The sequence below is a fragment of the Streptomyces sp. 71268 genome (assembly GCF_029392895.1).
In the GTDB taxonomy this organism is placed as follows: domain Bacteria; phylum Actinomycetota; class Actinomycetes; order Streptomycetales; family Streptomycetaceae; genus Streptomyces.
Genome location: NZ_CP114200.1, coordinates 7,436,288 through 7,461,320 on the forward strand (window position 1 = coordinate 7,436,288; position 25,033 = coordinate 7,461,320).

General features: G+C 73.1%; 19 protein-coding genes, 1 pseudogene and 1 riboswitch. Of the genes and pseudogenes, 9 read left to right on the plus strand and 11 right to left on the minus strand.

Annotated features, from left to right (window positions below; genetic code table 11):
* Positions 1-225: 225 nt before the first annotated feature.
* Both OYE22_RS29810 and OYE22_RS29815 read right to left on the minus strand, forming a co-directional pair.
* Positions 226-2,277, minus strand: a complete 2,052-nt coding sequence (locus tag OYE22_RS29810; RefSeq protein ID WP_277323292.1) for a serine/threonine-protein kinase — start codon at positions 2,275-2,277, stop codon at positions 226-228.
* Positions 2,278-2,591: 314 nt separating this feature from the next.
* Entirely contained in the window at positions 2,592-3,515 is a 924-nt protein-coding gene (locus OYE22_RS29815; protein WP_277323293.1) for an MBL fold metallo-hydrolase, read from the minus strand.
* A gap of 285 nt (positions 3,516-3,800) precedes the next feature.
* Here OYE22_RS29815 and OYE22_RS29820 point away from each other — a divergent pair, with 285 nt between their 5' ends.
* From OYE22_RS29820 to OYE22_RS29830, 3 genes are all read left to right on the plus strand, one after another.
* Positions 3,801-4,010, plus strand: a complete 210-nt coding sequence (locus tag OYE22_RS29820) for a hypothetical protein (RefSeq protein ID WP_277323294.1) — start codon at positions 3,801-3,803, stop codon at positions 4,008-4,010.
* Positions 3,997-5,403, plus strand: a complete 1,407-nt coding sequence (locus OYE22_RS29825) for an amidase (protein ID WP_277323295.1) — start codon at positions 3,997-3,999, stop codon at positions 5,401-5,403. Before OYE22_RS29820 ends, OYE22_RS29825 begins: the two co-directional genes overlap by 14 nt.
* Before the next feature lie 163 nt (positions 5,404-5,566).
* Positions 5,567-6,139 (plus strand): TetR/AcrR family transcriptional regulator, encoded by a 573-nt coding sequence (locus OYE22_RS29830; protein WP_277323296.1) that lies wholly within the window; start codon positions 5,567-5,569, stop codon positions 6,137-6,139.
* Between the two features lie 43 nt (positions 6,140-6,182).
* Here OYE22_RS29830 and OYE22_RS29835 read toward each other — a convergent pair whose 3' ends face one another.
* Positions 6,183-6,584 carry a MerR family transcriptional regulator gene (locus OYE22_RS29835; RefSeq protein ID WP_277323297.1) on the minus strand — a complete coding sequence of 134 codons (402 nt, stop codon included), beginning with the start codon at positions 6,582-6,584 and terminating at the stop codon, positions 6,183-6,185.
* Between the two features lie 427 nt (positions 6,585-7,011).
* On the opposite strand from OYE22_RS29835, the gene OYE22_RS29840 reads away from it, so the two are divergent.
* Complete coding sequence (locus tag OYE22_RS29840) at positions 7,012-8,532, plus strand: SulP family inorganic anion transporter (protein ID WP_277323298.1); 1,521 nt, start codon at positions 7,012-7,014, stop codon at positions 8,530-8,532.
* 92 nt (positions 8,533-8,624) lie between these two features.
* Here OYE22_RS29840 and OYE22_RS29845 read toward each other — a convergent pair whose 3' ends face one another.
* From OYE22_RS29845 to OYE22_RS29855, 3 genes are all read right to left on the minus strand, one after another.
* Positions 8,625-9,449, minus strand: coding sequence for a class I SAM-dependent methyltransferase (locus tag OYE22_RS29845; protein ID WP_277323299.1), 825 nt, complete (start codon positions 9,447-9,449; stop codon positions 8,625-8,627).
* Positions 9,450-9,595: 146 nt separating this feature from the next.
* Positions 9,596-11,578, minus strand: a complete 1,983-nt coding sequence (locus OYE22_RS29850; protein WP_277323300.1) for a CocE/NonD family hydrolase — start codon at positions 11,576-11,578, stop codon at positions 9,596-9,598.
* Between the two features lie 251 nt (positions 11,579-11,829).
* Complete coding sequence (locus OYE22_RS29855) at positions 11,830-12,585, minus strand: Mut7-C RNAse domain-containing protein (protein ID WP_277323301.1); 756 nt, start codon at positions 12,583-12,585, stop codon at positions 11,830-11,832.
* Positions 12,586-12,798: 213 nt separating this feature from the next.
* Between OYE22_RS29855 and OYE22_RS29860 the strand changes: the two genes are divergently transcribed.
* Together OYE22_RS29860 and OYE22_RS29865 are read left to right on the plus strand one after the other, a co-directional pair.
* Complete coding sequence (locus OYE22_RS29860) at positions 12,799-13,377, plus strand: TetR/AcrR family transcriptional regulator (RefSeq protein ID WP_277323302.1); 579 nt, start codon at positions 12,799-12,801, stop codon at positions 13,375-13,377.
* A 308-nt stretch (positions 13,378-13,685) separates the two neighbouring features.
* Complete coding sequence (locus tag OYE22_RS29865; RefSeq protein WP_277323303.1) at positions 13,686-14,639, plus strand: alpha/beta hydrolase; 954 nt, start codon at positions 13,686-13,688, stop codon at positions 14,637-14,639.
* A 145-nt stretch (positions 14,640-14,784) separates the two neighbouring features.
* Here OYE22_RS29865 and OYE22_RS29870 read toward each other — a convergent pair whose 3' ends face one another.
* Positions 14,785-16,881 (minus strand): serine/threonine-protein kinase, encoded by a 2,097-nt coding sequence (locus OYE22_RS29870; RefSeq protein ID WP_277323304.1) that lies wholly within the window; start codon positions 16,879-16,881, stop codon positions 14,785-14,787.
* 919 nt (positions 16,882-17,800) lie between these two features.
* Positions 17,801-17,999: riboswitch (cyclic di-AMP (ydaO/yuaA leader) on the plus strand.
* Positions 18,000-18,004: 5 nt separating this feature from the next.
* On the opposite strand from OYE22_RS29870, the gene OYE22_RS29875 reads away from it, so the two are divergent.
* Positions 18,005-19,288, plus strand: coding sequence for a transglycosylase family protein (locus OYE22_RS29875; RefSeq protein ID WP_277323305.1), 1,284 nt, complete (start codon positions 18,005-18,007; stop codon positions 19,286-19,288).
* Positions 19,289-19,626: 338 nt separating this feature from the next.
* Positions 19,627-21,105 (plus strand): DUF1266 domain-containing protein, encoded by a 1,479-nt coding sequence (locus tag OYE22_RS29880; RefSeq protein ID WP_348652255.1) that lies wholly within the window; start codon positions 19,627-19,629, stop codon positions 21,103-21,105.
* Between the two features lie 89 nt (positions 21,106-21,194).
* Here OYE22_RS29880 and OYE22_RS29885 read toward each other — a convergent pair whose 3' ends face one another.
* Entirely contained in the window at positions 21,195-21,551 is a 357-nt protein-coding gene (locus OYE22_RS29885) for a hypothetical protein (protein ID WP_277323306.1), read from the minus strand.
* A 236-nt stretch (positions 21,552-21,787) separates the two neighbouring features.
* Between OYE22_RS29885 and OYE22_RS29890 the strand changes: the two genes are divergently transcribed.
* Positions 21,788-22,150, plus strand: a complete 363-nt coding sequence (locus OYE22_RS29890) for a signal peptidase I (protein WP_277323307.1) — start codon at positions 21,788-21,790, stop codon at positions 22,148-22,150.
* Positions 22,151-22,171: 21 nt separating this feature from the next.
* Here the strand turns inward: OYE22_RS29890 and OYE22_RS29895 are convergent.
* The 3 genes and pseudogenes from OYE22_RS29895 to OYE22_RS29905 form a co-directional block, all read right to left on the minus strand.
* A pseudogene (locus OYE22_RS29895) lies at positions 22,172-22,459 on the minus strand (aminoglycoside phosphotransferase family protein); the annotation flags it as partial.
* Between the two features lie 12 nt (positions 22,460-22,471).
* Complete coding sequence (locus OYE22_RS29900; protein ID WP_277323308.1) at positions 22,472-24,091, minus strand: hypothetical protein; 1,620 nt, start codon at positions 24,089-24,091, stop codon at positions 22,472-22,474.
* Positions 24,092-24,205: 114 nt separating this feature from the next.
* Positions 24,206-24,862, minus strand: a complete 657-nt coding sequence (locus tag OYE22_RS29905; protein WP_277323309.1) for an alpha/beta fold hydrolase — start codon at positions 24,860-24,862, stop codon at positions 24,206-24,208.
* Between the last annotated feature and the right edge of the window lie 171 nt (positions 24,863-25,033).

The window sequence follows — 25,033 nt, forward strand, 5'->3', positions numbered from 1 at the left end:
ACGGACGGTGTCGGCCGACGTGGCCAGTTGACCGGACTCCGCCCTGGGTGTCCCTGCCGCTGCCCCGCTTCGAGTGGGCCTTCGAGCAGCCTGGCCGCGACGTGGGGCGGCCAGCCGCCCGTCGGACACGCCCTGCCCCGCCGGTCCGGGACCCGTCCCCACGCCGGCCCGCTAGAAAGGGGTCGTGCTCTCCCGCACACACCTCGGCCGCCACGGAGCGGGTGACTACGCCCGCGGAGGGGGGAGTTCGTCGGCGGCCGAGGTGGCGAGATCGGTGGCCATGGTGCACAGCTCGTTCACCGGCTGCGGCCCCGTGACCACGAGGTGCACCTGCTCCGTGGCCCGGCGGCCGTTGAGGTCGGTGTACGGGCGGTGCACCACCCGGACGCGGCAGGTGTCCGAACCGTCGGCCTCCGGCTCGACGACGGCCTCGCGCCCGCCGAGTTGGGTGTTGCGGCCGGTCGAGGTCGGTGAGGTCAGCCCGCGGTCGAACCTGAGGTCGGCGACGATCTTGCTGGTGGTGCTGCGCCAACCGCATTCCCAGTTGCCGTAGCCGACGTCCGGGTCGCCCGCGTCGATGCCCGGCACGACCGACAGCGCCTCGGCGTCGAGCAGGGTGCACGCGTCCTGCCGTGCGAGCGAGTCGGCCACTGGCTGGGTCGTGCGGCGTGGCGGGTCGCCCTTGTCGAGTTGTCGCGCCGCGTACGTGGCCGCGGTCTCGGCCATCTCGCACAGCGGCGCCGTCCCGTCGCCGATCTGGTGGGCGGTGACGTAGACGCTGTACCGGGCCTCGCCGCCCGGCAGCAGCCTGCGGGTGCACTCGTCGCTCTCGGCGGGCAGCTCCGCCACGCCGACCCCACCCACCTTGCGGGATGGCGGCGCGGCGTCGGACGGAGGGTCGTTGCTGAGGTCGACCTTGATGTCCACCTCGCTGTCCTCGCCGTCCGTCACGAGCACGTCGCAGCGGTCGAAGTTGCCGTAGGCCGGGTCGAGTCGCACCTCGCCGAAGCGGCTGAGCGTTTCGGTGCTGGTCAGCCCGCAGGGGTCGATGTTGCGGGCCGCTGGCGCGGGTCGCGGCGCGGCCGCTGGGGTGGTCTGGCTCGACGCGCCGCGCGCCGCGTCCCGCTCGCTGTCCTTGTCGCCGTCGCCGAAGGGCGGGCGCAGCAGGACGACGGTGGCCAGCACGGCGACGGCCACCGCCGCCGAACCCACCACCCACGGCCTGCGCCCCGCCGGGCCCCACCGACCGTTCCCCGCCCGCCGCTCGTGGGCCTCCGGGGCGGCCGGTGGCCGGTCGGCCTCCGCCGCGACCCGCCGTAGCCGCCGGCACGCCTCGGCCGCCGTGGGCCGGTCGTGCGGCTGGGCCGACAGCATCGCGTCCAACGTCTCGCGCAGCGGCCCGACATCACCGTCCAACCTGGCCAGGCCGCCGTGAGCCCGAAGCCGCGACGCCGCCCCGCCGCCCACCGCGCCATCGGCGCCATCGAAGCCACCGACACCGTCGACACCATCCACGCCGTCCACGCCGTCCACGCCGTCCACGCCGTCCACGCTGTCCACGTGGGTCTCGTCGTCGGGCCCTACGGGCGCGGCGTCGGTGGACGAGCGCTGTGAGGGGGCGTCGGCGTCGCCTCCCGGGTGGGACTCGGCCGTGGGGTGGCCGAGGACCAGTTCGTAGAGGGTGGCACCGAGCGAGAAGACGTCGGACTCCGGTACCGGCATGCCCCGCACCACCTCCGGCGCCGCGTAGTCCGGGGTGTACGCGATGCCGCGGTTGGGCGTGCGGGTGACGAAGCCGGGCAGCCGGTAGGCCGCGTCGAGGTCGGTGAGCTTGGCCGTCCTGTCGTCGCCGAGCACGATGTTGCCGGGCTTGACGTCGCAGTGAACGACGCCCTCCGCGTGCAACATCTCCAGGGCGTCGGCGATCTGCGCGCCGATCGACGCGGCCTCGCGCGGGCTGATCGGGGGCCGGCCGGCCAGGCTGCCACCCGACGCGTACTCCATCACCAGCCAGAACTCGGCCGCCGGCGGCTCGCCGACCTGGACGGCGTCGTAGAGGGTCACCACGTTCCGGTGCCGGCGGAACTTGGCCAACGCCCTCGCCTCGTCCTGGAGTCGGGCGAAGCCGCGGGCGCTGTTGTCGTCGATCCGGGCCCGCTTGAGCGCCACGTCCTGGCCCAGCACGGTGTCGTGGGCGAGCCACACCTCGGATCTGCCTCCGGTGATCGGCCCTTCCTTGAGCAGGTACCGGTCACCGACGAGATCGCCCTTGCGCACTGTGCTTCCCCTCAAGTCGAAGCCGGCCGTGGCCGGTTGTGCGCACCGAAGGTACTGCGTACGGGCCCGGGGTCAAGGCGCGTGCCGAGTGCGCGCGGAGTGGAGAAACGGTCCTGTTCGCGGGGCGGATGGGTGGCGGCTCCGAGGGTGGGGGCGTTACGTACCCGTTGACCCCGGGCGTCCGGTTCCCCGGGGCCGCCGAACGGGTTCGGGGCGGCCGGAGCGTCCGGCGGTGGTCGCCGGGACGGGTGGCGGGCGAGACGACGCACGGGGGCGCACAAGGGGGGCGCGCTCAGGCGCGCGGGCTGGTCGACTCACGCGGGCCGGGGCGCGGGGGAGGGTGGCACGGGGGTGAGCCGGAAGGTGTCGCCGGCGGAGCGGACCAGGCCCCCGGTGGGGGCTGGGAAGTGTGTGCCGAGCAGCAGGGTGTCGGTGTCGGCGAGCGTGGTGAGCAGCCGTCGCCGGGTGGCCCGGGCCTGTCGCGGGTCGGTGTCCACGCAGCTCGTGATCGCGGGGTCGAGGAGTTGGACGGGGTGGTGCACGCAGTCGCCGGTGACCAGCGCGGTCTCGGTGCCACCGCGCAGCTCGACGGCGACGTGGCCCGGGGTGTGCCCCGGGGTGGGCAGCAGCCGTACGCCGGGGGCGACGGTGGTGCCGTCGTCGGTGACGTCGACGAGGTCGAGCAGCCCGGCGTCCGCCACGGGGTACACCGAGTCCCGGAACATCTGCCGCCTGGCGTCTTCCAGCTCCACCCCGGCCCAGTGGTCCCACTCGGCGCGGGCGGTCAGGTAACGGGCGTTGGGGAAGGTGGGGTGCCACGCGCCGTCCCGCTCGCGGGTGTTCCACCCGACGTGGTCGGTGTGCAGGTGGGTGAGGATGACGAGATCGACGTCGGCGGGGGCGAAGCCGGCCGCCGTCAGGTGGGCGAGGTAGTCGCTGTCGAGGTGGTCCCAGGCGGGGTTGGCGCGCGTCTTGCCGTTGCCGATGCCGGTGTCCACCACGATCCGCAGGCCGCCCACCACGACGGCGAAGCTGTGGCTGGCCAGCCGGAGCGCGCCCGCGTCGTCGGCGAAGTCGGGCCGGAGCCAGGGCGCCTGGCCCACCACCTCGGCGGTGGCCGACGGCAGCAACCAGGGGCCGGTCGCGGGCGGCAACGTCACCTCGTCGACGCGGTGAACGCGCAGATCACCGACGGTCCAGGCGGGCGGAGTGGCAGGGGGGCCGGGCGAGTTGGGCATCGGGAGATTCCTTCTCGGGTGGGTCGGTGGGTGGCGGGTGCGCCCCGCGCCTCGTGCGTACGGGGGTGACGTCCGGCAGTCGGGCGGGTCGGGGCCCGGGCTGATGCGGGCCGGCGCGCGGCGGGGGTCCCGCGCCGGTGAGGAAGCAACAAAAGCGAACCGTTTGCATTAGTGGACGCTAGTCCCTAGGCTCCAGCTAACGCAAATTTTCTGCTTTAAGTGGGAAGCGCAGACGCCCCACGGCCACCACCCACCCACCCGCCACCATCCCGACGAAGGGCACCCATGAGCACTCCGGACCTCACCGCGCGGGAGGCCGCCCACTGGGCGCACCGCGCGGGCCTCCCGCTGAACGGCGAGCGGCACGCCGTCGTCGCCACCACCGCGCAACACATCCACGCCGTCGTCAGCACCCTGCGCGAACTCGACTTCGGCGAGACCCACCCCGCCGCCGTCTACACCGCCCTGCCGGAGGCCCCCGATGCGACCCTTTGAGCTGACCCTCACCGAGGCGAGCGCCGCCCTCCGGAGCGGCGAGCTGTCCGCGACCGAGCTGACCGGTTCCGTACTGGAGCGGATCGAGGCCGTCGACGCGCGCGTGGGGGCGTACGTCACCGTCACCGACGAGGCGGCGCGCGCGGCGGCCGAACGCGCCGACGCCGAGCGGGCGGCCGGCCGCGACCGTGGCCCACTGCACGGCGTCCCCGGCGGCCTCAAGGACCTCATCGACGTCGCGGGGCTGCCGACGACGGCCAGTTCGCGGGCGCGCTCCGGACACGTGGCGTCCACCGACGCCGCCGTCACGGCCCGACTGCGCGCCGGCGGCGCGGTGCTGGTCGGCAAGACGCACACGCACGAGTTCGCCTACGGCCTGACGACCCCCCAGTCGCGTAACGCCATCGACCAGGACCGGGTCGCCGGCGGATCGAGCGGCGGCTCGGCGGTCGCGGTCGCCGCCGGGGCGGCCACCTTCGCGCTCGGCACCGACACCGGCGGGTCGATCCGGGTGCCCGCGGCGCTCAACGGCCTCGTCGGACTCAAGCCGACCTACGGGCTGCTGCCGCGCTCCGGCGTCACCTCCCTGTCCTGGTCCCTGGACCACGTTGGCCCCATCACCCGCACCGTGTCCGACGCGGCCCTGTTGCTCGCGGCCTTGGCCGGGCCCGACGCCGGCGACCCGGCCAGCCTGCCCGCCGGGTCCGCCGGCGACGTGCTGTCCGGCGGCGCGGACGGGGACGGGCTACGGGGCCTGCGCGTCGGCGTTCCGAGCACGTACTACTTCGAACGGGTCGACCCCGAGGTGGAGGCCGCGGTGCGCGCGGCCATCGCGCGGCTGCGGGATCTCGGCGCCGAACTCGTCGAGATCACCACCTTGATGGACCGCTACGTCCACGCCATGCACTGGGGCCTGATGGTGCCGGAGGCGACCGCGTACCACGAGCAGACGCTGCGCGGCAGCCCGCAGTCGTACGGCCCGGACGTGCGGGTGCTCCTGGAGGCGGGGGAGCTGGTCTCGGCCGGCGACTACCTGCGCGCCCAGCGCGCCCGCACCCTGCTGCGCCGGGCCTGGGCGGGTGTGTACGAGCAGGTGGACGTGGTGGCCGCGCCCACCGTGCCGATGACCGCGGTCCCGGTGGACCAGCACGCCGTGCACTGGCCCGACGGCACGGTCGAGAGCGTCTCGGACGCCTACGTACGGCTGAGCGCCCCCGCCAACATCACCGGTATGCCGGCCCTGACGCTGCCGGTCGGCCGGGACGCGGCGGGCCTGCCCATCGGCATGCAGCTCATGGGCGCCCCGCTGGCCGACGCCACCGTGCTGCGCGCCGGCCGCGTCTATGAGGCGGCTCACGGCGTGCGCACGCTCCCCGGCGCGCTGGTCTCCTGACCCGCGCGCCCCGCCATCGCCCCGTGGGCGCGGACCGCGCGCCCACGGGGCCGACCCGCGCTCGGCTCCGCATCCCGGCCCGCCGGGGTGCGCCGAGCGCGCGGCTGATTGGACGGCGGCCGGCGGCCGGCTAGACGCAACGATGTGGCATTAAGGTGGAGGCATGAGCCCCAAGCCCATGGCGCGGCCCGGCGGGCGCAGCGCCCGCGTTCAGGCATCGGTGCACGCCGCCGTGCACGAGCTGGAAGCCGAACGGGGACGGGCCGCGCTCAGCGTTCCGGCCATCGCGGCCCGCGCGGGCGTCACCCCCTCCACCATCTACCGGCGCTGGGGTGACCTCCAGGAACTCCTGTCGGACGTCGCGGTGGAGCGGCTGCGCCCCGACGAGTCCCCGCTCGACCTCGGCGACGTGCGCGCCGACCTGACGGCCTGGGCCCGGCAGTTCCTTGAGGAGATGGCCTCGCCCACGGGTCGGGCGTACATCAGGGACGCGCTGCTCGGCGACCCGGACGGCGGCAACGCGGGGCAGTGCTCGGCCTACGCCGCCACCCAGATCGAGGTCATCCTCGGGCGCGCGCGGGAGCGCGGCGAGGCCGTGCCCGACTGCGAGGCCGTCATCGACCGCCTGGTCGCCCCGATGATGTACCGCATCCTGTTCCGGCCGGGTCGGCTGACCGACGCGTACGCCGACCACCTCGTGCACGCCGCGCTCGGCCGGCCCGAACGGCTCGTCTAACGGCTCCCGTGGTCCCGCTCTACGCGGGCCGCTGCGCGAGGCGCTACGTCGCCGGGTCGAGCTTGCGGCGGAGGGTGGCGGCGAAGTCCTCGGCCGCCAGCAGCCTGGCCCGCAGCGTCTCGCAGCGCGCGTCGGCCACCTCGCGGTACGCGTCGAGCCGCTCACGCAGGCGCTCCCGCTCCTCGCCGGTGGGCCCGTCGTCGGCGACGGCCAGCCGGTCGGTGATCTCCAGCAGGTCCCGCATCTCCTCTAGGGAGAAGTCCAGCGGCTTCATCCGGCGGATGACCATCAGACGTTCGACGTCGACCTCGGTGTAGAGCCGGAAGCCACCCTTGCTGCGGGCGGACGGTGTGACCAGGCCGACCTCTTCGTAGTGCCGGATGGTGCGCAGCGACAAACCGGTCCGCTCGGCGACCTCGCCGATCTGCATCCGCCGTTCCGTCATCGCAGCGTCTTCTCCCTGAGTGCTCTCCGTCGCCCGCCGGGCGGGAAGTACCCCAGCATACGGATCACCCGTGCCGCGCCGGCCCGCTGTGAGCCGCCGGCGGATCGTCGACGTCCGTACTCTGCCCTCACGTTAAGGTAGAGTTCGAGCGGCGCCGGGCGGGGCGCCACCCTCCCCGGGGACGGCCGCACCGCAGTCCGGCCAATCCCACAGATGGCACCCTGGAACGTCCGGGTGACGCTGCCCGACCCGCGGTCGACGGAGCCCGCCTCGCCTGTCCCGCGTACGGCACGCGCCGACGCCCCACCCCCCGAGGCACCCTTCCGCCGTCCCACCCGCTCCGTCCGCCCCGCCCGCTGAGCCGGGGCCGCACACGACGCGCACGCGCCCGCCGCCCGGGCGCGGGCGCCCGAACAGAAACGGTCGCATGTCCTCACCGCTGTCTCCCGCCGCCGCGCTGCGCGCCCGCTTCCCCGGGGGCGTCGGCCGGCCGGACTGGCTCGCCTCGCCCAAGGTCTTCCGTACCGAGGTGCTGGCCGGCCTGGTGGTGGCCCTGGCGCTGATCCCCGAGGCCATCTCGTTCTCGATCATCGCCGACGTCGACCCCAGCGTCGGCCTCTTCGCGTCCTTCACGATGGCCGTGGTGATCTCCTTCGTCGGCGGGCGCAAGGCTATGATCTCCGCCGCCACCGGCGCGATCGCCCTGGTCATAGCCCCGCTCAACCGCGAGCACGGCTTCGGGTACCTGGTCGCCACCGTCATCCTCGGCGGACTCATCCAGATCGTGCTGGGCGCCCTGGGGGTGGCGAAACTGATGCGCTTCGTCCCCCGGAGCGTGATGGTCGGCTTCGTGAACGCCCTGGCCATCCTGGTCTTCATGGCGCAGGTGCCGGAGATGCACCACGTGCCCTGGCCGGTCTACCCGTTGATCGTCGCGGGGCTGGCGTTGACGGTGCTCTTCCCGAGGGTCACCAGGGTGGTCCCGGCGCCGCTGGTGTCCATCGTCATCCTGACCGTGATCACCGTGGCCGCCGGCATCGCGGTGCCCACCGTCGGCGACAAGGGCGAGTTGCCGTCCTCGCTGCCGGTGCCGGGCCTGCCGGACGTGCCCTTCACGTGGGACACGCTGACCACCATCGCCCCCTACGCCTTCGCCTTCGCGCTGGTGGGCCTCATGGAATCGCTGATGACGGCCAAGCTCGTGGACGACATCACCGACACCCACTCCGGCAAGACCCGCGAGTCCGTCGGCCAGGGCATCGCCAACATCGTCACCGGCTTCTTCGGCGGCATGGGCGGCTGCGCCATGATCGGCCAGACCATGATCAACGTGAAGTCCTCGGGGGCCAGGACGCGGCTGTCCACGTTCCTGGCCGGTGCCTTCCTGATGGTGCTGTGCATCGTCTTCGGGCCGGTGGTCTCCGACATCCCGATGGCCGCACTGGTGGCCATCATGGTGCTGGTCGCCGTGGGCACCTTCGACTGGCACTCGGTCCACCCCGCGACGCTGCGGCGGATGCCGGTGGGGGAGACGCTGGTGATGGTGGTCACCGTGGGCTGCGTGGTGGCCACTCACAACCTGGCCGCCGGCGTCATCGTCGGCTCGCTCACCGCCATGGTGATCTTCGCCAGGCGGGTGGCGCACCTGGCCCAGGTCTCCGGCGTCCTCGGCCCGGACGGCGACCAGGTCGTCTACGCCGTCACCGGAGAGCTGTTCTTCGCCTCCTCCAACGACCTGGTCTTCCAGTTCGACTACGCCAACGACCCCGACGACGTGGTCATCGACCTCTCCGAGGCGCACATCTGGGACGCCTCGTCGGTGGCCGCGCTCGACGCCATCGAGCACAAGTACCGCCGGCGCGGCAAGCGGGTCACCATCGTCGGCCTCAACCAACCCAGCGCCGCCCTCCACGACAAGCTCGCCGGCCAGCTCACCGCCGGACACTGAGCCGACCACCGCATCCCGGGCCCGCGGGCGCCCGGCTCGCGCCCGGCCGGCGGTTGGGCCCGGGGGAGCGGAGACCACCTGGCGCTCGCGGGCTACCGGGAGACGGAAGCTTGGAAGTCCATCCGGTAGAAGACCGCCAGGTTCCGCATCCCGGTGAAGACCTTGGAGACCTTGGCCGTCATACGAAAGCCCGTCGGCAGCCGGTCGTTGTCGAGGTCGAACGCGCTCATCGAGGACACGCAGCGCAGCCGGGAGTCGATGGCCTCCAACTCCTCGCAACTGTCGAAGCCCCAGTGCACGGTGGCCTTCGCCGCCTGCACCGCCTTGTTGAGCTTCTGCAGCTTCGTGCCGCGCCTGCTGAGGCCGTCGAAGACGAACTGGCCGCTCGGGAAGTGGTCGAGGACGCGCCGGACCAGGTCCTTGCCCTCGTCCTCCCTGAGGTACATGAACAGGCCCTCGGCCACCACGAGCACCGGCAGATCGCCCTTGATCTCGGCGAGCCACATCGGGTCGGTCACGGACGAACCGATGGCCGTGTAGCCGTCGCGGTCCGGGAAGAGCTGCCCGCGCAACTCGATGACCTCGGGGTAGTCCACGTCGAACCACCGCACCCCCGGGCCCGGGTCGATGCGGTACACCCGAGTGTCGAGGCCACAACCCAGGTGCAGGACCACGCACTCGGGATGGGCCGCCAGGAACTCACGCGCCCAGTCGTCCAGGCACCGGGCCCGCAGGGCGATCGCGGTGTCGTCGCCGCGCCGCAGGCCCACGGTGGAGAAGTCCACCTCGATTCGCTGGACGGCGTCGTACGCCATGGTGTCGTGCAGGATCGAGTCGGGGGACTGGGAGTCCAGCGCCCTGCCGTAGAGGGTGGGAAGCAGCGTGGCCTTCTCACCCGCGAGATTCACTTTCGTCATGTATCTGACGCTACGCCCGACCGGCCACTCCCCGCGTGCTTCGCTCCGACCGTACCCCGTGCGAGTGAGGCCCGGTCGCGGTGCTGACCGGGCCCCGGTTCGGTGCGGTAGGGGCCGCCCCGCCGGGCGGGCGGGGCGGTGGACCGTCAGCGGAGGAACGTCGGGCGCGGGGGCCGTGGCGCGGTGTCGGGCCCGCGCCACGGTGTGGCGCCCGGCGCGGGCGTGGTGAAGTCGGCGTCGGTCAGCGCCGTGCCGACGACCGGAATGGTGACCTTGCTGGCGGGCAGGTCCACCGTCGCCCGGGCGCCGGTGGCCGTCTCGAAGTACAGGTACTCGGCGGGCGTTCCGGCGAGCACGAGCCCGATCCGGTGGCCGGGCTTGAGGACGTAGTCGTTCGGCAGGGTCTGCCAGCGGATCTGGTAGCCCTGGCCCGGCGTCAGCGGCTGCGGGTCGCTCGCGGAGGCGTGGTTCTGCGCGTCCAGCGAGCCGCGGGCGATGACGTGCACCGGGTGCTTGGCCGTCACGTTGACGGCCTTCTTGTAGCAGGCGTCATCGGCCGCCGTGCTCTCGCCGTGGCAACTCTCCTCGTCGATGAGCTGGACGCCGTCGTGCAGGTTGTTCTGCGGCTCGTTGCGCAGCACGTCGACACGCTCGTCGGTGCCGTAGTCGACCAGCAGCGCGGTGAGGTTGCTGGTGGGCCTGTCCAGCGCCAGCCTGATGTCCACGGACGGCGTGCCGGAGATCCGGGCCTGGCCGGTCAGCGGCTGGCTGACGTAGGCGAGTCGGCCAGGCTTGGCGGTCGTCGGGTCGGTGATCAGGTCGGCCTCGCTGGCCTTGACGTCGGTGAACGACTGGGAGCCGGTGCGCGCGGGGAGCAGCCCGAGCGAGCCGTCCGCACCCGGGTGGAGCGAGACCGACGAGGTGCGCGCCGGCCAGTCGTACTGTGTCGTCCAGGTGGTGGGCCCGGTCTGGAGGTCGACCCGCGGCTCGTTCATGATCCCGTTCTGGATGCCGTACAGCCAGTGGTCGAACCACCGGTGCAGGGTGTCCACCCACAGGTCCCGGCGTCCGGGGAAGTCGAAGGCGTCGGTGTGTCCGTACTGCCCGAGCCACAGCTTGCGCGGCACACCCTGCCGCTTCAACCCCTCCCACCAGTGGGTGAACTGGTTGGGCCGCACGTTCTGGTCGTTGAGGGTGTGCACCACCAGCACGCTCGCCCTGACCCTGCCCACCTCGGGCGCCGGTTGCGCGACGTGGTTGCGCTCGTGCCAGTACGCGTTGTAGTTGCCGGTCGCGTCGTCCTCGCCGGCCTTCAGGTCGTCCCGTACCGCCTGGCACTTCGCGTCCGGGTCGGTGTCCAACTCGGTGGACAGGTACTGGCTGAACCCCTCCCAGTGCTTGGCGCCGCGCGAGCGGGTGATGTCGTACCAGGAGCTGACCGCCGAGATCGGCACGATCGTCTCCAGCCCCTCGACACCGGTGCCGGCCACGGCGTTGGCCAGCATGCCGTCGAAGGACTTGCCCACCATCCCGGCCTTGCCCGTCGACCAGTGGGCCCACGCCTCGCTGCCGTCGGCGCGAAAGGCCCGCGCCCGGCCGTTCAGCCACTCCACGGCCGCCTTGCTCGCCGCGACGTCACTGTCGCCACCCACCGTCAGACAACCGTCGGACTTCGCCGTGCCCGTCGTGTCCACCTGGACGACGGCGTAACCACGCGGCACGAAGTAGTTGTCGTAGTGCATCGGGAACGTGGTGGGCTCCCCTCGCCCGTCCCACGCCTTCTTCTCCGACTCGAAGCCGCGGCCGACCGTGTCGTTGTACGGACTCGACTCGATGATCGCGGGCACCCTGAGGCCCTGGTCGGTCTCCTTGGGGCGGATGACGTCCACGCCCGCGCGGTCCAGCCTGCCGTCCCGGTCGCTGTCGACGTCGAGCTGGACCATGAGGTGTTCGCGGACCGCGTCCCGGTAGGAGAACGCCGCCTGCGTCCGCCCGTCCGCCACCGTGATCGTGGGCCGTTCGGGTGGGTCGGTGCCGTCGGCGACGGCCGCGCCGACGGCGAGGGTGGCCAGGGACGCCGTCGCCGCGATCGCGGTGATCGCGCCCCGGCGCCATCGTGAGCTGAACACGCGGACCTCCTTGCTGCGGCAGTGCGTGCGCGCGTGGGAGAGGGATCATCCAGTCTGGGCAGGTGATCGTCCCGCCGCATCCTGGCGTCCGGCTAAAGCCCCGGGTACCGCCCAGCCACCGCGCGCGGGTGGGTGGGGCGCGGGTGAGGGCGTACGGAGCTGACGAGGCCGACCGGGCTGACCAGGCCGAACCGGGCGTGCGCGGGCCAGGGGAGGGGGCAGGCTGGGAGGGTCTACCCGCCTTCCGCGCCTTACCCGCCTGCCGTACCCCGTCCGGCCGCCGGGGCGAACTCCCGCAGCGCCGCCTCCACGATGGCCTCCAGGCGCGCGTGGTGCGCCCCGCGCCAGTACACCCGACGGCAGGAGACGCACTGGGCGAAGACGTCGTAGGTGTGGCGCGTGCCGTGTTCGAGGTGCTGCCCGACGGACTCCTTGTCCGCCTCGGCCAGCAGCCCGTTACACGCGCTGCACCGGGTCCACGGCGCGAGATCGGGCGCGAACCGGCCCAGTACGTCCCGCAGTTGCTCGTCGGGCCGGTCGCTGTACACGTACGCGCCGGCCCACAGCTCGCGCCGCCGCAACAGGCCCCGGTCGCGCGAGAGCAGCCCCCGGCGCTCGCTCGCCGACCGGGTGGCCAGCGCCGCGTCGCCGATGTCCTCGTTCTCGTACGCGGTGTCGATGCCCAGCAGCCGCATCCGGCGCGCGAGGGTGCCTAGGTGGACGTCGAGGAGGAAGCGCAGCGGCGCTCCCGGCACCCGCTGGGGTCGCCGCACGGAGCGCACCTCGACCGTGCGGCCGTCGGCCGGGACGTGCGCGGTGGCCACCGCTTCCCCGTCGACCAGCAACTCGCCCACCTCGGTGAGCGGGACGCCGAGGGATTCCACGACGTGGCCGAGCGACGAGGTCCCGTCGGTGGCGAGGGGGAAGGACTCGCCCCTGCGATCAGGGGCGACGAAGCGGTGGAGTGCGGGGTCGAGCTTGACCTGGAGGCGAGGGCGCGCGTTCACGGGCGCCAGCATGCCACCGCGCCCGGCGCTCTGGCGCGCGCTTTCTTCCCGCCCCCTCGCCTTCCTTCCTCCGTCCCTTATTCCCACCCTGGCACGGCCCCCGCCGTAACTCAGTCGGTGGACCGCGTGAGGAAGGCGAAGGGTTGACGGGGTGGGGAGGTGCTCTTCGGCGACTTACTTGAATGATCGGTCAAGATCTCCTAGAGTGAGCGCATGAGCAGGGTGAAGGAGTTCGACCCGGACGCCGCGCTGCGGGCGGCCATGGAGCTGTTCTGGCGCAAGGGGTACGAGGCCACCTCGATGCAGGACCTGGTGGACCACCTCGGGCTCGGCCGCGGCAGCATCTACGGCACCTTCGGCAGCAAGCGCGAGCTGTACCTGAGGGCCGTCGACCGCTACGGCGAAGATGCCAGGGAGGCGTTCGTCAGTCGCCTCTCCGGGCCGGGCTCCGGGCTCGACGCGGTGCGCGGCCTGGTGCGCTTCTACGTGGAGGGCGCGCTGGCGGACGACGACCACAAGGGCTGTCTGATGACCAACACCGCGGTCGAACTGCCTGCGGACGAGGGGGCGCGCCGACGCGTGGCCACCGGCCTGGAGTCCCTGGAGACGGCCATCATGGGCGCGCTCGTGCGGGCCCGCGCCGAGGGCGAGCTGGCGCCGGACAAGGACCCCGCCTCGCTGGCCAGGTTCCTGGTCACGCTGCTCCAGGGGGTTCGCGTAGTGGGCAAGACCCCGGTGCGCGAGCGCTTCCTGAACGACACCGTGGAGCGGGCGCTGGCCGTCCTGGACTGAGCCACCGCCACGGGGCCCGCCGCCCCGTCCCGTACTTCCTCCCCTCACTCCCGGGTCGGGGCGTGCCCCGGCCCGGGGCGTGCCGCGCTGTCCGGCGCGGCGGCGTCCCCGCGCGGCCGTCGCCACCCGTGCGACCGAGCCCCACGCGCCGGGGGCTGCCCGAACCTGTCTCGACCCGGGCGTACGCCTGCCCGCTTATTTGACTGCTCATTCAAGAAAACCGGAAGCCTTCACGCTCGACACTCGTCACGGCGAGGAGGCGCGACCGGCCAGAAGACGACAAGAAGAACAAGAAGGAGACACACCCCATGACCGACCACCACCCCGTGCCCACCGACGCCGAGTTGGCCGCCTCGCTCGCCGGCGACTTCACCAGCGCGTACGCCACCGTCAACGGCATCCGACTGCACCACGTCACCGGCGGCAGCGGTGCACCGCTGATCCTGCTGGGTGGCTGGCCGCAGACCTGGTGGCAGTTCCGCAAGGTACTGCCCGAGCTGGCCCGCACCTTCCGGGTGACCGCCGTGGACCTGCGCGGCATGGGTGGCTCGGACAAGCCGGCGGACGGTTACGACAAGCGCACCATGGCGCGGGACATCCACGAGCTGATCCGACACCTGGGCCACGAATCGGCGTTCGTCGCCGGACACGACATCGGCGCCTCGGTCGGCTACCACCTCGCCGCCAACCACCCGACGTCCGTGCGTCGCCTGGTCACCATCGACCTGGGTGTGCCCGACGAGTCCTGGTTGCGGATCGGCATGCTGCCCGGCTCGGACGAACAGGCCGAGGCCATCGCCCAGGGCCGGGGCGGCTACCCCTGGTGGTTCGCGTTCAACCAGCTGCGCGGCCTCCCCGAGGAACTGCTCGCCGGCCGCTTCCGCCCGCTGGTCGACTGGCTGTACGGACACATGCTGCTCGACCAGGCGTCCGTCGAGGAGGACGCGCGGCGGATCTACGTCCACGCCTACGACACGCGCGAGGCCATCCGGGCGGGCAACGGCTGGTACCAGACGATGCGCCAGGACATCGCCGACCTGGCCACCCACGCCCCCGTCACGCTCCCCATCCTGACGCTGGCCGGCGAGACCAGCTACGCCGCGCTGCGCGAACAGATGGGCCCCGACAAGGGCACCGACATCCGCGTGGTCGAGGTGGCGGGCAGCGGCCACTACGTACCGGAGGAGCAGCCGGAGGCCGTGGTGCGGGAGCTGCTCGCCTTCTTCGGGGAGGAAGCCACGCCGGCCGGGCCCGCGCGCTAGGCGCGCCCGCCACTCACCGCTCGCCGGCACAAGGCACTGACGGCCACCCGCCGCCCCCGCACGGAGCGCGCTTTCCCTCCCCGTAACCGCTCGGCGGTCGCCCGGGGAGGGTAAGCGGACTCCAGGGGCCCGCTGGTGGCTCGTCTCAGGACCCCTCGCACGACTCCGGGTCCAGATCCGGTGGGCCCGGTGGGCCCTGCGGGGCGAGCAGGTCGGCGAGGTTCTTCTGGTACATGGACTCCCAGCCCTTCCTGTCCGCCAGGATCTTCCGCACCGCCGAGCACACCTCGCGCTTGAGGACCGGCTGCCCGGGGAGCATCGCCACGCCGTACGCCTCCGTGCCCTCGATGGTCTCCAGCCGCCGGACCTTGCCGAAGTTCTTGCTCTCGTAGCCCGCGAGGATGACGTCGTCCGAGGCCACGGCGTAGACCTGCGAGTCCTCGTCCAACAGTTCCTTCAGGCAGCGCCTGTAGCTGGTGGGCGGGGACTTCATCATGGTGAAGCCGAGCTTGGGCAGTTCCTTCCAGTACGTCGACTTCTGCGGCGTGCACACCTCCACGCGAAGCTCTTTGAGGTCGTTGGGGCCCTCGATGTCGGGGTACTTGCGCGACTTCTCGCGCACCAGGAACCCACGGCCCGCCTTGTAGTACGGACCGACGAAGTCGATGTCGCCGTCCTTCCGCATGGTGTACGAGGCGACGACGAGATCCACCGTCTTCTTCGCCAGTTCGCTGCTCCGGTTCTCGGTGCTCACCGGGAAGAACTTCACGTCCGCCTTGTCCGTGTAACCCAAGTGCTCGGCGACCTTGTAGGCCATGTCGATGTCATAGCCCCTGTACGTGTCCTTCGTGCCGGGTACCCGCTCGCTCAGGCCCGGCTGGTCGTCCTTCACGCCGATCCGCAGGGTGGGGTGCGTCTTCCGCCATGTCGGCGTCCCGGGGCCGCCGCCCTGACGGTCCGGGGCGGCGGTGTCGCTGCCCTCGGCCTTCTCGCCGAAGCCGAAGCCCTCGGTCACGAACCAGCCGGCGGTGATCAGCACCGCGACACACGTGGCCACCGCCACCACCACCTTTCCCCTCTTACGGGGGCCGCTTCGCGGACGCTTCTCCGCGAGGTCGGGGGAGGCTGGTTCGGCCGGGTCCGGGGCCGGAGTCTGGGCCGGGGCCGAGGCCGGGGCCGGGGCAGCGGCGGGGCCGGCGGCCCTCGGCGCGGGGTCCGGTTCGGGCGCGGGCGCGGGCCCGGGTGCCGGCGGGCGCGGCGCGACCATCACCGGGCCCGCGTTCGACGGACCGGCCAGCACCTCGCCCAGCATGGCGTCCGCCGTGGCCGCGTCCAGGCGCTCGTCGGGATCGCTGCGCAGCAGCCCCTGGATCACCGGGGCGAGGGGGCCGGCGTACCGGGGTACCGGGTTCGGCGTGCGCAGGATGCTTTCCTGGACCTCCCAGACCTCGCTGCCGCCGAACGGGAGGCGGCCCTCGACCATCTCGTACAACGTGACTCCGAGCGCCCACAGGTCGGACGCGGGCGTGGGGCCGCGGGAGCCGGGTGCGAAGAGTTCGGGTGCCAGGTACGGGGGTGTGCCGATGATGCTGCCGGGGCGGGTGACGGAGGCGGCGCCCACGAACGTCGCGATGCCGAAGTCCACCAGGATCACCAGCCCGTCGTCGCGGACCAGTACGTTGCCCGGCTTCACGTCGCGGTGGACGACCGACGCCGCGTGCACCGCCCGCAGGCCGCGCAGGATCTGGTGGCCGATGTCCGCCGCCCTGGGCACGGCGAGCACCTGCTGGCTGCGCAGCAGGTCCGCCAGCGAGCCGGCGTCGAGCAGCTTCATCACGATCCAGACCTGGTTGTCCGTCTCGACCTGGTCGTGGACCGTCACCACGTTCGGGTGCTCGATCTTGGCGATCGCCTCCGCCTCCCGGCGCGCCCGCTGCATCGCCGCGGCCTGGGTGTCGGCGGTCATCGCGTTCCGGTCGAGCAGGCCCTTGACGGCGACGAACCGGCGCAGCCGCCGGTCATGGGCCTTCCACACCTCGCCCATGCCGCCGCTGCCGATCGGTTCCAGCAGTTCGTAGCGGCCGTCGATCACCACGTGCGGACGGCCGGGCGCGGGTGAGTCCTTGTGCGTCGGCGTCCGGGGCCATCTCTGTGTCCCCTCGGAGCCCGCCCGCGCCGGGGCGCTGCCCGCCCAGTGGTCGTGGGGCCCACCGCCGGCCCCGGCCCTGTCCTCGTCTCGCATGTGCCCCCCTCGCAACCTGCACCAGGCCACAGTAAACGCTCAGTCAAAAGTACGCGGAGAGAGGCGAGATGAGGCGATACGGAGGCCGAATACCGTGCCCCGAGTGGTGGGACGGAGGTGCTGTCGGTAGCGGAACAAGGTAGCGCCGACTCCCGGAAATGTCAGCCGGTCACGGCGGCCGGCGCCCGCGACGGGGGAGGCGGACCCGACGGTGGCCCGAGCGTTAGGGGGCCCGCCCGGCGACTCGACGCCGACCCGGGCGCGCGCCGGACGCGATGGCTTCGCGGGCGCCGCGTGGGGCGCGGTGTGCGCGGCGGTCCATACGGCGATCGGTGTGACCGTACGGACGCGGCGGGCGTCGGGGGAGGGGCGCGGTCGTGGGTGGCGTGAGGCACGGGAAGGTGGGGCAAGGAGGGGCGGGGTGGGTCGCGCGGAGTCGGTCGCGGGATGTGTTGTGGGGCGGAGGCAACCCGGGCGAGGCATGGAGCGTGTTCTTAAGGGGAAGGCGTGCGAGACAACCCTCCGACGTGCCGGTTTTCTGTGGCGCGGGGCACATGTAGGGCCGCTTCGCTGGGTGTGCCGGCGTCGCGAGAGCGCCCGGCAAGATCACTTGAAAACGGACTGTTCGGGCTTATCGGGTCTTGTGTCGCAGCTCACGGGTGTCGCTGGTTGATCTGTCACGCGGCGTGTCCGTGCGATGCCGGCTGTCCGGCCGGGCCCCGCCCCGTCAGGGATGCGCTCGTCGCGGGCGTCCGGAAGATGTCGCCCTGGGGGACAGATCTCGTACGCAGCGTTATCTCTCATTGCGAGCTAATGCCTTAATTGATCTTTATCAGGCGGTTCGTGGCTTGTCGCCGGCGAAATGAATGTGTTTTGTTGGCGCTCCCGCTGAAACGAAGGCGGGTATCCGACGCCGGGATGCCGAATCTTGCCGCTGGCCGAGGAGAAACCTCAAAGACATGACGGCAAGAGCGGGGGAACCAGGTAAGTGCCGCACCGCGCTGAGCGCGGTCGGCTTGGGGTGAAGACGTGTCGCGGCGCCAGACGCCGCGCAGGGCACGTCCGGGCAACTCCAGCCCGAATCCGACAGCTCACCTCGCAGGCATAGGAGAGGGATACCCCTATGTCTCATCGCACGCGTCATCGCCGCATCAGCCCGCGTCGCCTCGGCATTTCCGTCGCGCTGACCGCTGGCGGCGCCAGCCTCGCCATTCCCTTCCTCGGGGCCACCCAGGCCAACGCCGCCTCGGTGGACGTGTGGGAGAAGGTCGCCCAGTGCGAGGCGACCGGCAACTGGAGCATCAACACCGGTAACGGCTTCTACGGCGGCCTGCAGTTCACCGACAGCACCTGGCGTGCCTTCGGCGGCGCGCAGTACGCCCCGCGCGCCGACCTGGCCACCAAGGACCAGCAGATCGCCGTGGCCGAGAAGGTCCTCAAGGTGCAGGGCCCCGGCGCCTGGCCGGTGTGCTCCGTCAAGGCGGGCCTGACCGCCGGCGGCCCGGCCCCGCAGCTGTCCACCGACGGCACCCGCGAGCAGGCGAACACCACCCGCGACGCCCGCACCGCGCCGCAGGCCGCGCCCAAGGCCGCCCCGAAGGCCGCTGCCCCCAAGGCCGCGCCGAAGGCCGCCCCGAAGGCCGAGAGCAAGCCCGCTCCGCGCACCCAGAACTCGACCGCCGGCAAGGCGTACACCGTGCGCTCCGGCGACACGCTGTTCAAGATCTCCCAGGCGCACGACGTCAACGGTGGCTGGCGCGCGGTCTACGACCGCAACCAGGACGTCATCGGCGACAACCCGAACCTGATCTTCCCGAACCAGCACCTGACCCTGCCCGGTGCCGGCTCCGCCGCCAAGGCCCCGCAGCAGAAGGCGGCCCCGCAGCAGCAGGCCGCCCCGCAGGCCGCCCAGGCGCCGAAGCAGCAGGCCGCCCCCAAGGCCGCGCAGCCGCAGGCCGCCCAGGCCGCGCCGAAGCCGCAGGCCGAGACCCCCTCGGCGACCGGCTTCACCGCTCCGGTGGCCAACAGCACCATGGGCACCCCCTACCACCAGTCCGGTGGTAGCTGGTCCAGCGGCTACCACACCGGCGTGGACTTCCCGGTCGCCACCGGCACCTCCGTGAAGTCCATCGGCGCCGGCCAGGTCGTCTCGGCCGGCTGGGCGGGCTCGTACGGCAACCAGGTCGTCATCCGCCACGCGGACGGCCACTACAGCCAGTACGCCCACCTGTCGCAGCTCTCCGTCTCGACCGGCCAGTCGGTCACCGGCGGCCAGCAGATCGGCCTGTCCGGCAGCACCGGCAACAGCAGCGGCCCGCACCTGCACTTTGAGGTGCGCACCGGCGCCGGCTACGGCTCGGACGTCGACCCGGTCAGCTACCTGCGTGGCAAGGGCGTCAGCCTCTGACCAGCGGCTCGATCGCTGAGCGGGCGCCCCTGACCGATCGCTGACCAAGGGCTCCCCGTACCACCGCACCACCCGATGTGCCCCCGCGCCGACCCGGCGCGGGGGCACATCGGCGTTCCGCGAGGGCAGATTCGCCTGCCGCGAGGGCATTTGGTGGCCGGCCACCCGGGTGCTACGGGGCGGGCGCTGGGTAGAGTTCCCGCTCATGGGGTTGTGGAACGGGGAGGAACCCGCGAAACAGGGTGGCACCGAGCCGGAGCGCACCGCCGACGGTCCCGTGCGGAGCGTCGACGGCCCGGCACGCGGCGTCGGCGAGCGCGAGACGCTGGCAGCCCGCGATGCCTCGGCGACCGAGGCCGACCCACCCACCGACGCCGACGGCGCCCCGCCACGCCACGCGCCGGCCCCCCCGCCCCGCCGACCCCGCGCCATCCGCCGGCCCGCACGCGAGCGGCGGGTCCACCGCTCCGGATGCCCCGCGGCTCCCCGACGACCGGCAGCCGTCCGCCGCGCCCGCGGCGGCCGACGGCCCGAGCTCGTCGCCGGACGGCGCGCGCCAGGCACAGCCACAGACACCGTCACCCGCTGAGTGGCAGTCCTCCGCCTGGCAGCCACCGAGCGCCATCGAGCAGGAGCTGTACGACGCGAAGACCCGCGGCGACTGGGCCCGCTACGTCACCGCGCTGGCCCACACCCCACTCTTCGTGGCGGACTCGCGGGAGCGCGTGGACGCCCACCCCGACACCGTGGTCTTCACGCCGTACCGCGACCCGCGTACCCGTACCGACTGCCTCGCCGTGTACACCGAGGGCATGCTGCCGGCACCGGCCGAGGACCCGGTCTTCCACTCCGGCTCGCTGGGTTGGTACGCGCGGGTGTGGGGCCCCAAGGACCCGCCGTGGCTCGCGGTCAACCCGGGCAGCCCGTGCGAGGCGTACTTCCCCACCACCCCGAGCCACCGCGCGGTCTGGCAGCAGCACGCGGACCACGCCGCCGCCACCGACACCCCGCAGCCCCAGCTCCGCGCCCTGATCGTCGGCGGGCCGCTGCGCGGCCCGGTGGCCCACGGCCTGGCCTGCGGGGCACTGCTCAGCGTCAACAACGCCGAGCTGTGGAACGCCATGGCCTACCACGGCGGCGGGTACACGGCCGAGCGGGACCGGCTCGGCGAGTGGTGGGGAATCACCTCCCGCGCCGACTGGCAGCGCACCCTGGAACTTCTGCTGCGTGCCGAGATGACCAGCCCGGTATGGGAGTTCACGCTCGGCATCCGCCGCTCGCTGGCGCTCGACTTCGCGGGCGCCGTCGACGTGGACCACTGGCGACAGGTGGCGGAGCGGGCGCTGTGGCACAACGCCGCCGAGGCGGCCGAGCCGCGCATCACCCCGGACGGTGTCACGGTGGCCCAGCCGCGCAGCGACGCCGAGGTGCGCTCCCAGGTCGCCGGCGTGCGCCGACTGATCGGCCGCATCACCCGCTACGAGGCCAGGTTCCGCGCGGACGGGTTGCTCGCCGACGGCAAGTTCGTCCGCTCGGTGGAGGCGTGGGACTACGGCCGCGCCTCCTGCATGGCCCGCTGGGGGCTCGGCGCCCGCTACTGCACCCTGTCGGAGGCCGAACAGGCCGTGCTGCGCGCGGGCCGGCTCAGCCAGGCCAACTACCGCTCCTGGGCGGACTTCTCCGCCGCCTACATCCTCGGCCGCTGCCTGCACTTCGACGAGGAGGAGTTCGGGGACTGGTACGAGGAGATGGTCGCCGCCCACCGGCTGCTGATGTCCGACCCGGGGAGCCCCTGGCGGAACCTGCCCTGGAAGTAGCGGGCCACCGTCAGGAACGGACCCGTCCCGTCAGTGCCCCTTCAGGAACGGACCCGTCCCGTCAGTGCCCCGTCAGGAACGGGCGCGGATCAGGAACGGACCTGGACGGAGCCCGCGTACAGGGCTCGGGAACCCTTGGTGAGGCGGGCCACGATGGTGATGCGGCGGCCCTCGGGGAAGGCGAAGTCACACACCCGCGAGCGGCCCCGGCCGTTGACCGCGCAGGTCCTGACAGCCTTGGGCCGCCTGGTGTCGTAGACGCGGACCCCGAACGCGTAACCGTCGGCGCGGGTGTCCGTCACCCTGACGCGCTCGCCCGTCGCGTACCAGGTGACCCTGCCACCCCGCAGCCCCGCCGCCTCGGCCGGTGTGGTGCCCAGCATGCCCGCGGCGAAGCCGGCCGTGAGGAACGCGGCCACTGACGCGCGGAGCGTGCGCGTACTCATCCGGCCCCCTCGCATTCCTGACTCCCGCCACCCACGGGGCCATCGCGCCCCAGGTCGCGGATAGTAGCAAGGCGACCGGAGCGCGCCGGCACCGCGGCTTTCCCAGCGGAACGTCGGATCCCGTCGCCGCGCCATGGGGGAGGTCGCACCCCTCTGGCACCCCGCTCCAACCCAACCCAGCCAACCCGGCGGCGCGGCCAAGGTGGCGAAACCGCTGGCTGCTACCTTCCGGAGCCATGACCGAGAGCGTGTACGTGGGCAACGCCGGCAGGGACGCCGCACTGGACCGGGGATGGCTGCTGGGCCACTTCAAGGACGCGTCCGATCCCCGGCACAGCGAGGACGTGGAGATCAAGTGGGGCGTCCACCCGCGGGGTGAGGAACGGGCCCAGTGGGTGACCGATGAGGAACGCACCACCCTGCAGGTCCTCATCAGCGGACGGTTCCGCGTGGAGCTGCCCGGGCGCAGTGTCGTCCTGGCCGAACAGGGTGACTACGTCGTATGGGGCCGGGGCGTCGACCACTCGTGGTGCGCGGAGGAGGATTCCGTACTCCTGACGGTCCGCTGGCCTTCCGTCCCGGGGTACCAGGTTTCCTGAGGTGCCCTGAGGGGTGGCGGTTCAGGCGTAGCGGCTGAGGAGGGCTTCGACGTACCCCTCCAGCCTGTGAGCCAGGACCGTGGGCGTCAGGTCGACGCGGCCCAGTTCACGCCAGGGGACGGCGACCTTCTCCGCGTCCGGGGCGAAGAGCAGCGCGTCCAGCAGGCGCCAGTAGAGACGCGCGGTGCCGTCCTCGGCTAGGGTTCCTCCCGCGGCGACGTAGCGATCGGCGAAGCGCATGCCGGCGAGGACCCCGTGCAGCAGGGCGAGAGCCGTCGCACAATGAGCGACGTCCAGGTCGGCCGGTCCGCTGACGCACCGTCACCCCTCGCGCGCGGAGTTCTCACCCCCGTCCCCCGGGCGCGGAGCCACCGCCACCCGCCAGCCCCGGTAGGAGGCGGCCGGCACCCGGTGGCGGGGCCACGCGCGGGCCCACGACGGCGAGCGGCGGTCGCCCCGCAGTACGAAGGCGTCGGGCACCCCGCCGCCGGACTCCCGGCCGTCGGGGGTGTCGCGCTGGGAGCGGCAGCCCGCGGCGTGGGCGATGGGCACGACCGCGTGGGTGCCACCCACCAGGCACGGCGGGCGTACCCCCTGCTCGCGCAGGACGGCGGCGATGCGCTGCCAGTCGGCGCGCGCCCCCTCCTGCACGCGGACGTGCCGGCGCACCGTGTCCCACTGCACGGTGCCGTGCGCCGCGCACAGGCCCACCACCGCCACGATCACCACGGTGGCCCGGACGCGCCGGCGCGCGGTGGCGCCCGCGGCCAGGCGCGCACCCGGGGCCCCGCCCCGCCCGGCGCCGTTCGCGCTGTCTGCGCTGTCTGCGCTGTCTGTGCCGTCCGTGCCGTCCGTGCCGGGCGGTGGCCAGGCGCGGCGGACCGCGGCGATGCCGCCCAGCGCTGCCGGGATGGCCAGCAACGCGTAGGCGGGGAGCAGGAAGCGCGGCGCGGCGTACGGGAGGAACGCGAGATAGGTGGCCGCCGTCGCCGTCGCGACCAGCAGGGCCAGCCAGGCCGCGCGGGCGCGCCCGGCGCGGTGGGCCGCGTACAGCCCGAGGGCGACCAGCGGCGGCAGCGCCACCCACCAGCCGACCGCCGGCCAGTCCACCGCGTCGCCCGTGCACGGTCGGCACAGCAGCGGGCCGTCCAGCGTCGTGACGTACTCCGGCAGTGAGAACGTCGGACGCATGCCGCCCTGGATGTCGCTGGCCTCCCGCAGCCGTTGGCGTATGCCACCGAAGCGGGTGTGGGCCTCGACGGCCCACGGCACCAGGCCCGCCGCGAGCCCGGCGGCGACGGCCGCCACCGGCGCGAGCCCGCGCCAGGCCGGTACGGCGAGGGGCGCGAGGAGGAGCGGGGCGGCGAGCCAGACGGCGTCGCTCGGTCGCATCAGCGCGGCGACGCACAGCGCGAGGGCCAGCCCGACCAGCGGGCCGCGCGCCGCGCGCGCGGAAGCGGGGCCGGGCGCGCTCGCCGAGGTGGCTGGCGGAGTCACGGCCAGCAGAAAGCAGCCGACCGCGCCGACCGCCGCCATCGCCAGGTAGTGGTTGGGCATCGCGGCGCCCGCGTAGAACAGGGCGATCCACAGGCTGCCGTACCCCGCCGCCGCGACAGCCGGGACCAGCCCACTCCCGAGCACCCGTACCCACGGGCGAAAGCCCAGGTAGAGGGCGAGCGTCGCGGTGGCCGTGAGGTAACAGCGGAGCACGACGACCGAGTCGGTCACCGAGGCGACCGGGGCGACCAGCAGGGGCACGCCGCGCGAGCGGGGCGCGCTGAACGGGGTGGCCGGGTCGTACGGGGCGTAGCGGCTGAGGTAGACGAGTTCGTCCCAGCCGGGTGCGAGCGACAGCGGGAGCGCCGCGAGCGTGGTGACGGCCACGGCCAGGCAGGCCCCGATCAGTAATCCGTCGGGGCGAACGCCATGTTTCCTGAACATGAACCGCAGCATGCAGGGCGGTGATGTGGAGGGCAAAGCCGGGAGGCGCGGTAGGCGGCGGCACTTCGGGCCGCCGCCCACCGCACGGGCCCGTGGGGGCCGGGTCGGCACGGGTCAGGCGAGCTGCCCCAGTTCGCCCAGCCAGGCGCCGACCGCCTTCGCGGTCGTCTCCGCGTGCTCCTCGATCAGCGTGAAGTGGTCTCCGGGCGCGCTCACTTCGGTGTGCGGCAGCGGCCACGGGGCAAGCGGCTCGGCCTCCCGCTCGGCGGCCGTCACCAGGAGGGTGGGGCGGCTGTGCGGCCGCAGGCTGGCCCCGGCGAGCAGTCGGAGATAGCCGCCCATGGCGGTGAGCCGGGTGTCGTCGAGGTAGTCCGCTCGCGTGGCGAGGCCCGCCAGCAGCCGTTCGGAGTCGGCCGCGCGGTAGGCGTCGAGCGGACGGCTGTCGAGCAGCACTACCGCCCGGGCCCCGACACGTTCGGCGACGGCGTGCGCGAGGAGCCCACCCGACGAGTAGCCGGCCATCGCGAACGGCTCGTCACCCACGGCCGACCGCACGGCCCCGGCCAGCGCGTCCAGCAGCGCGTCCAGACTCGCCGGCAGCGGCTCGCCCGGCCGGAAACCTGGCAGCGGCAGCGCGCTCACCCGGCAGTCGGCGCGCAGCGCGGCGGCGAACCGGGCGAACTGGTGCGGCCCCGAGGCCGCCAACACGCTGGGCAGGCAGACCAGGTGCGGGCCCGGGGTGTCGGCGGCGAGAACGACTGGCTCCGGCACGGCGCCCGGCTCGCCCGTCGTGGCGAACGTGGGGCGGAACGCGCGGCCTGTCCGAGGAGTTCCACGAACGCCCCCGCGCGTCCCGCCGCCAGCGCCTGCCGGAACAGGCCCGTGAGCGAGCCCGCCAACGCGTCACCTGCCTCCCGGCCTTCGTCCCCGCCCGTGTTCCTT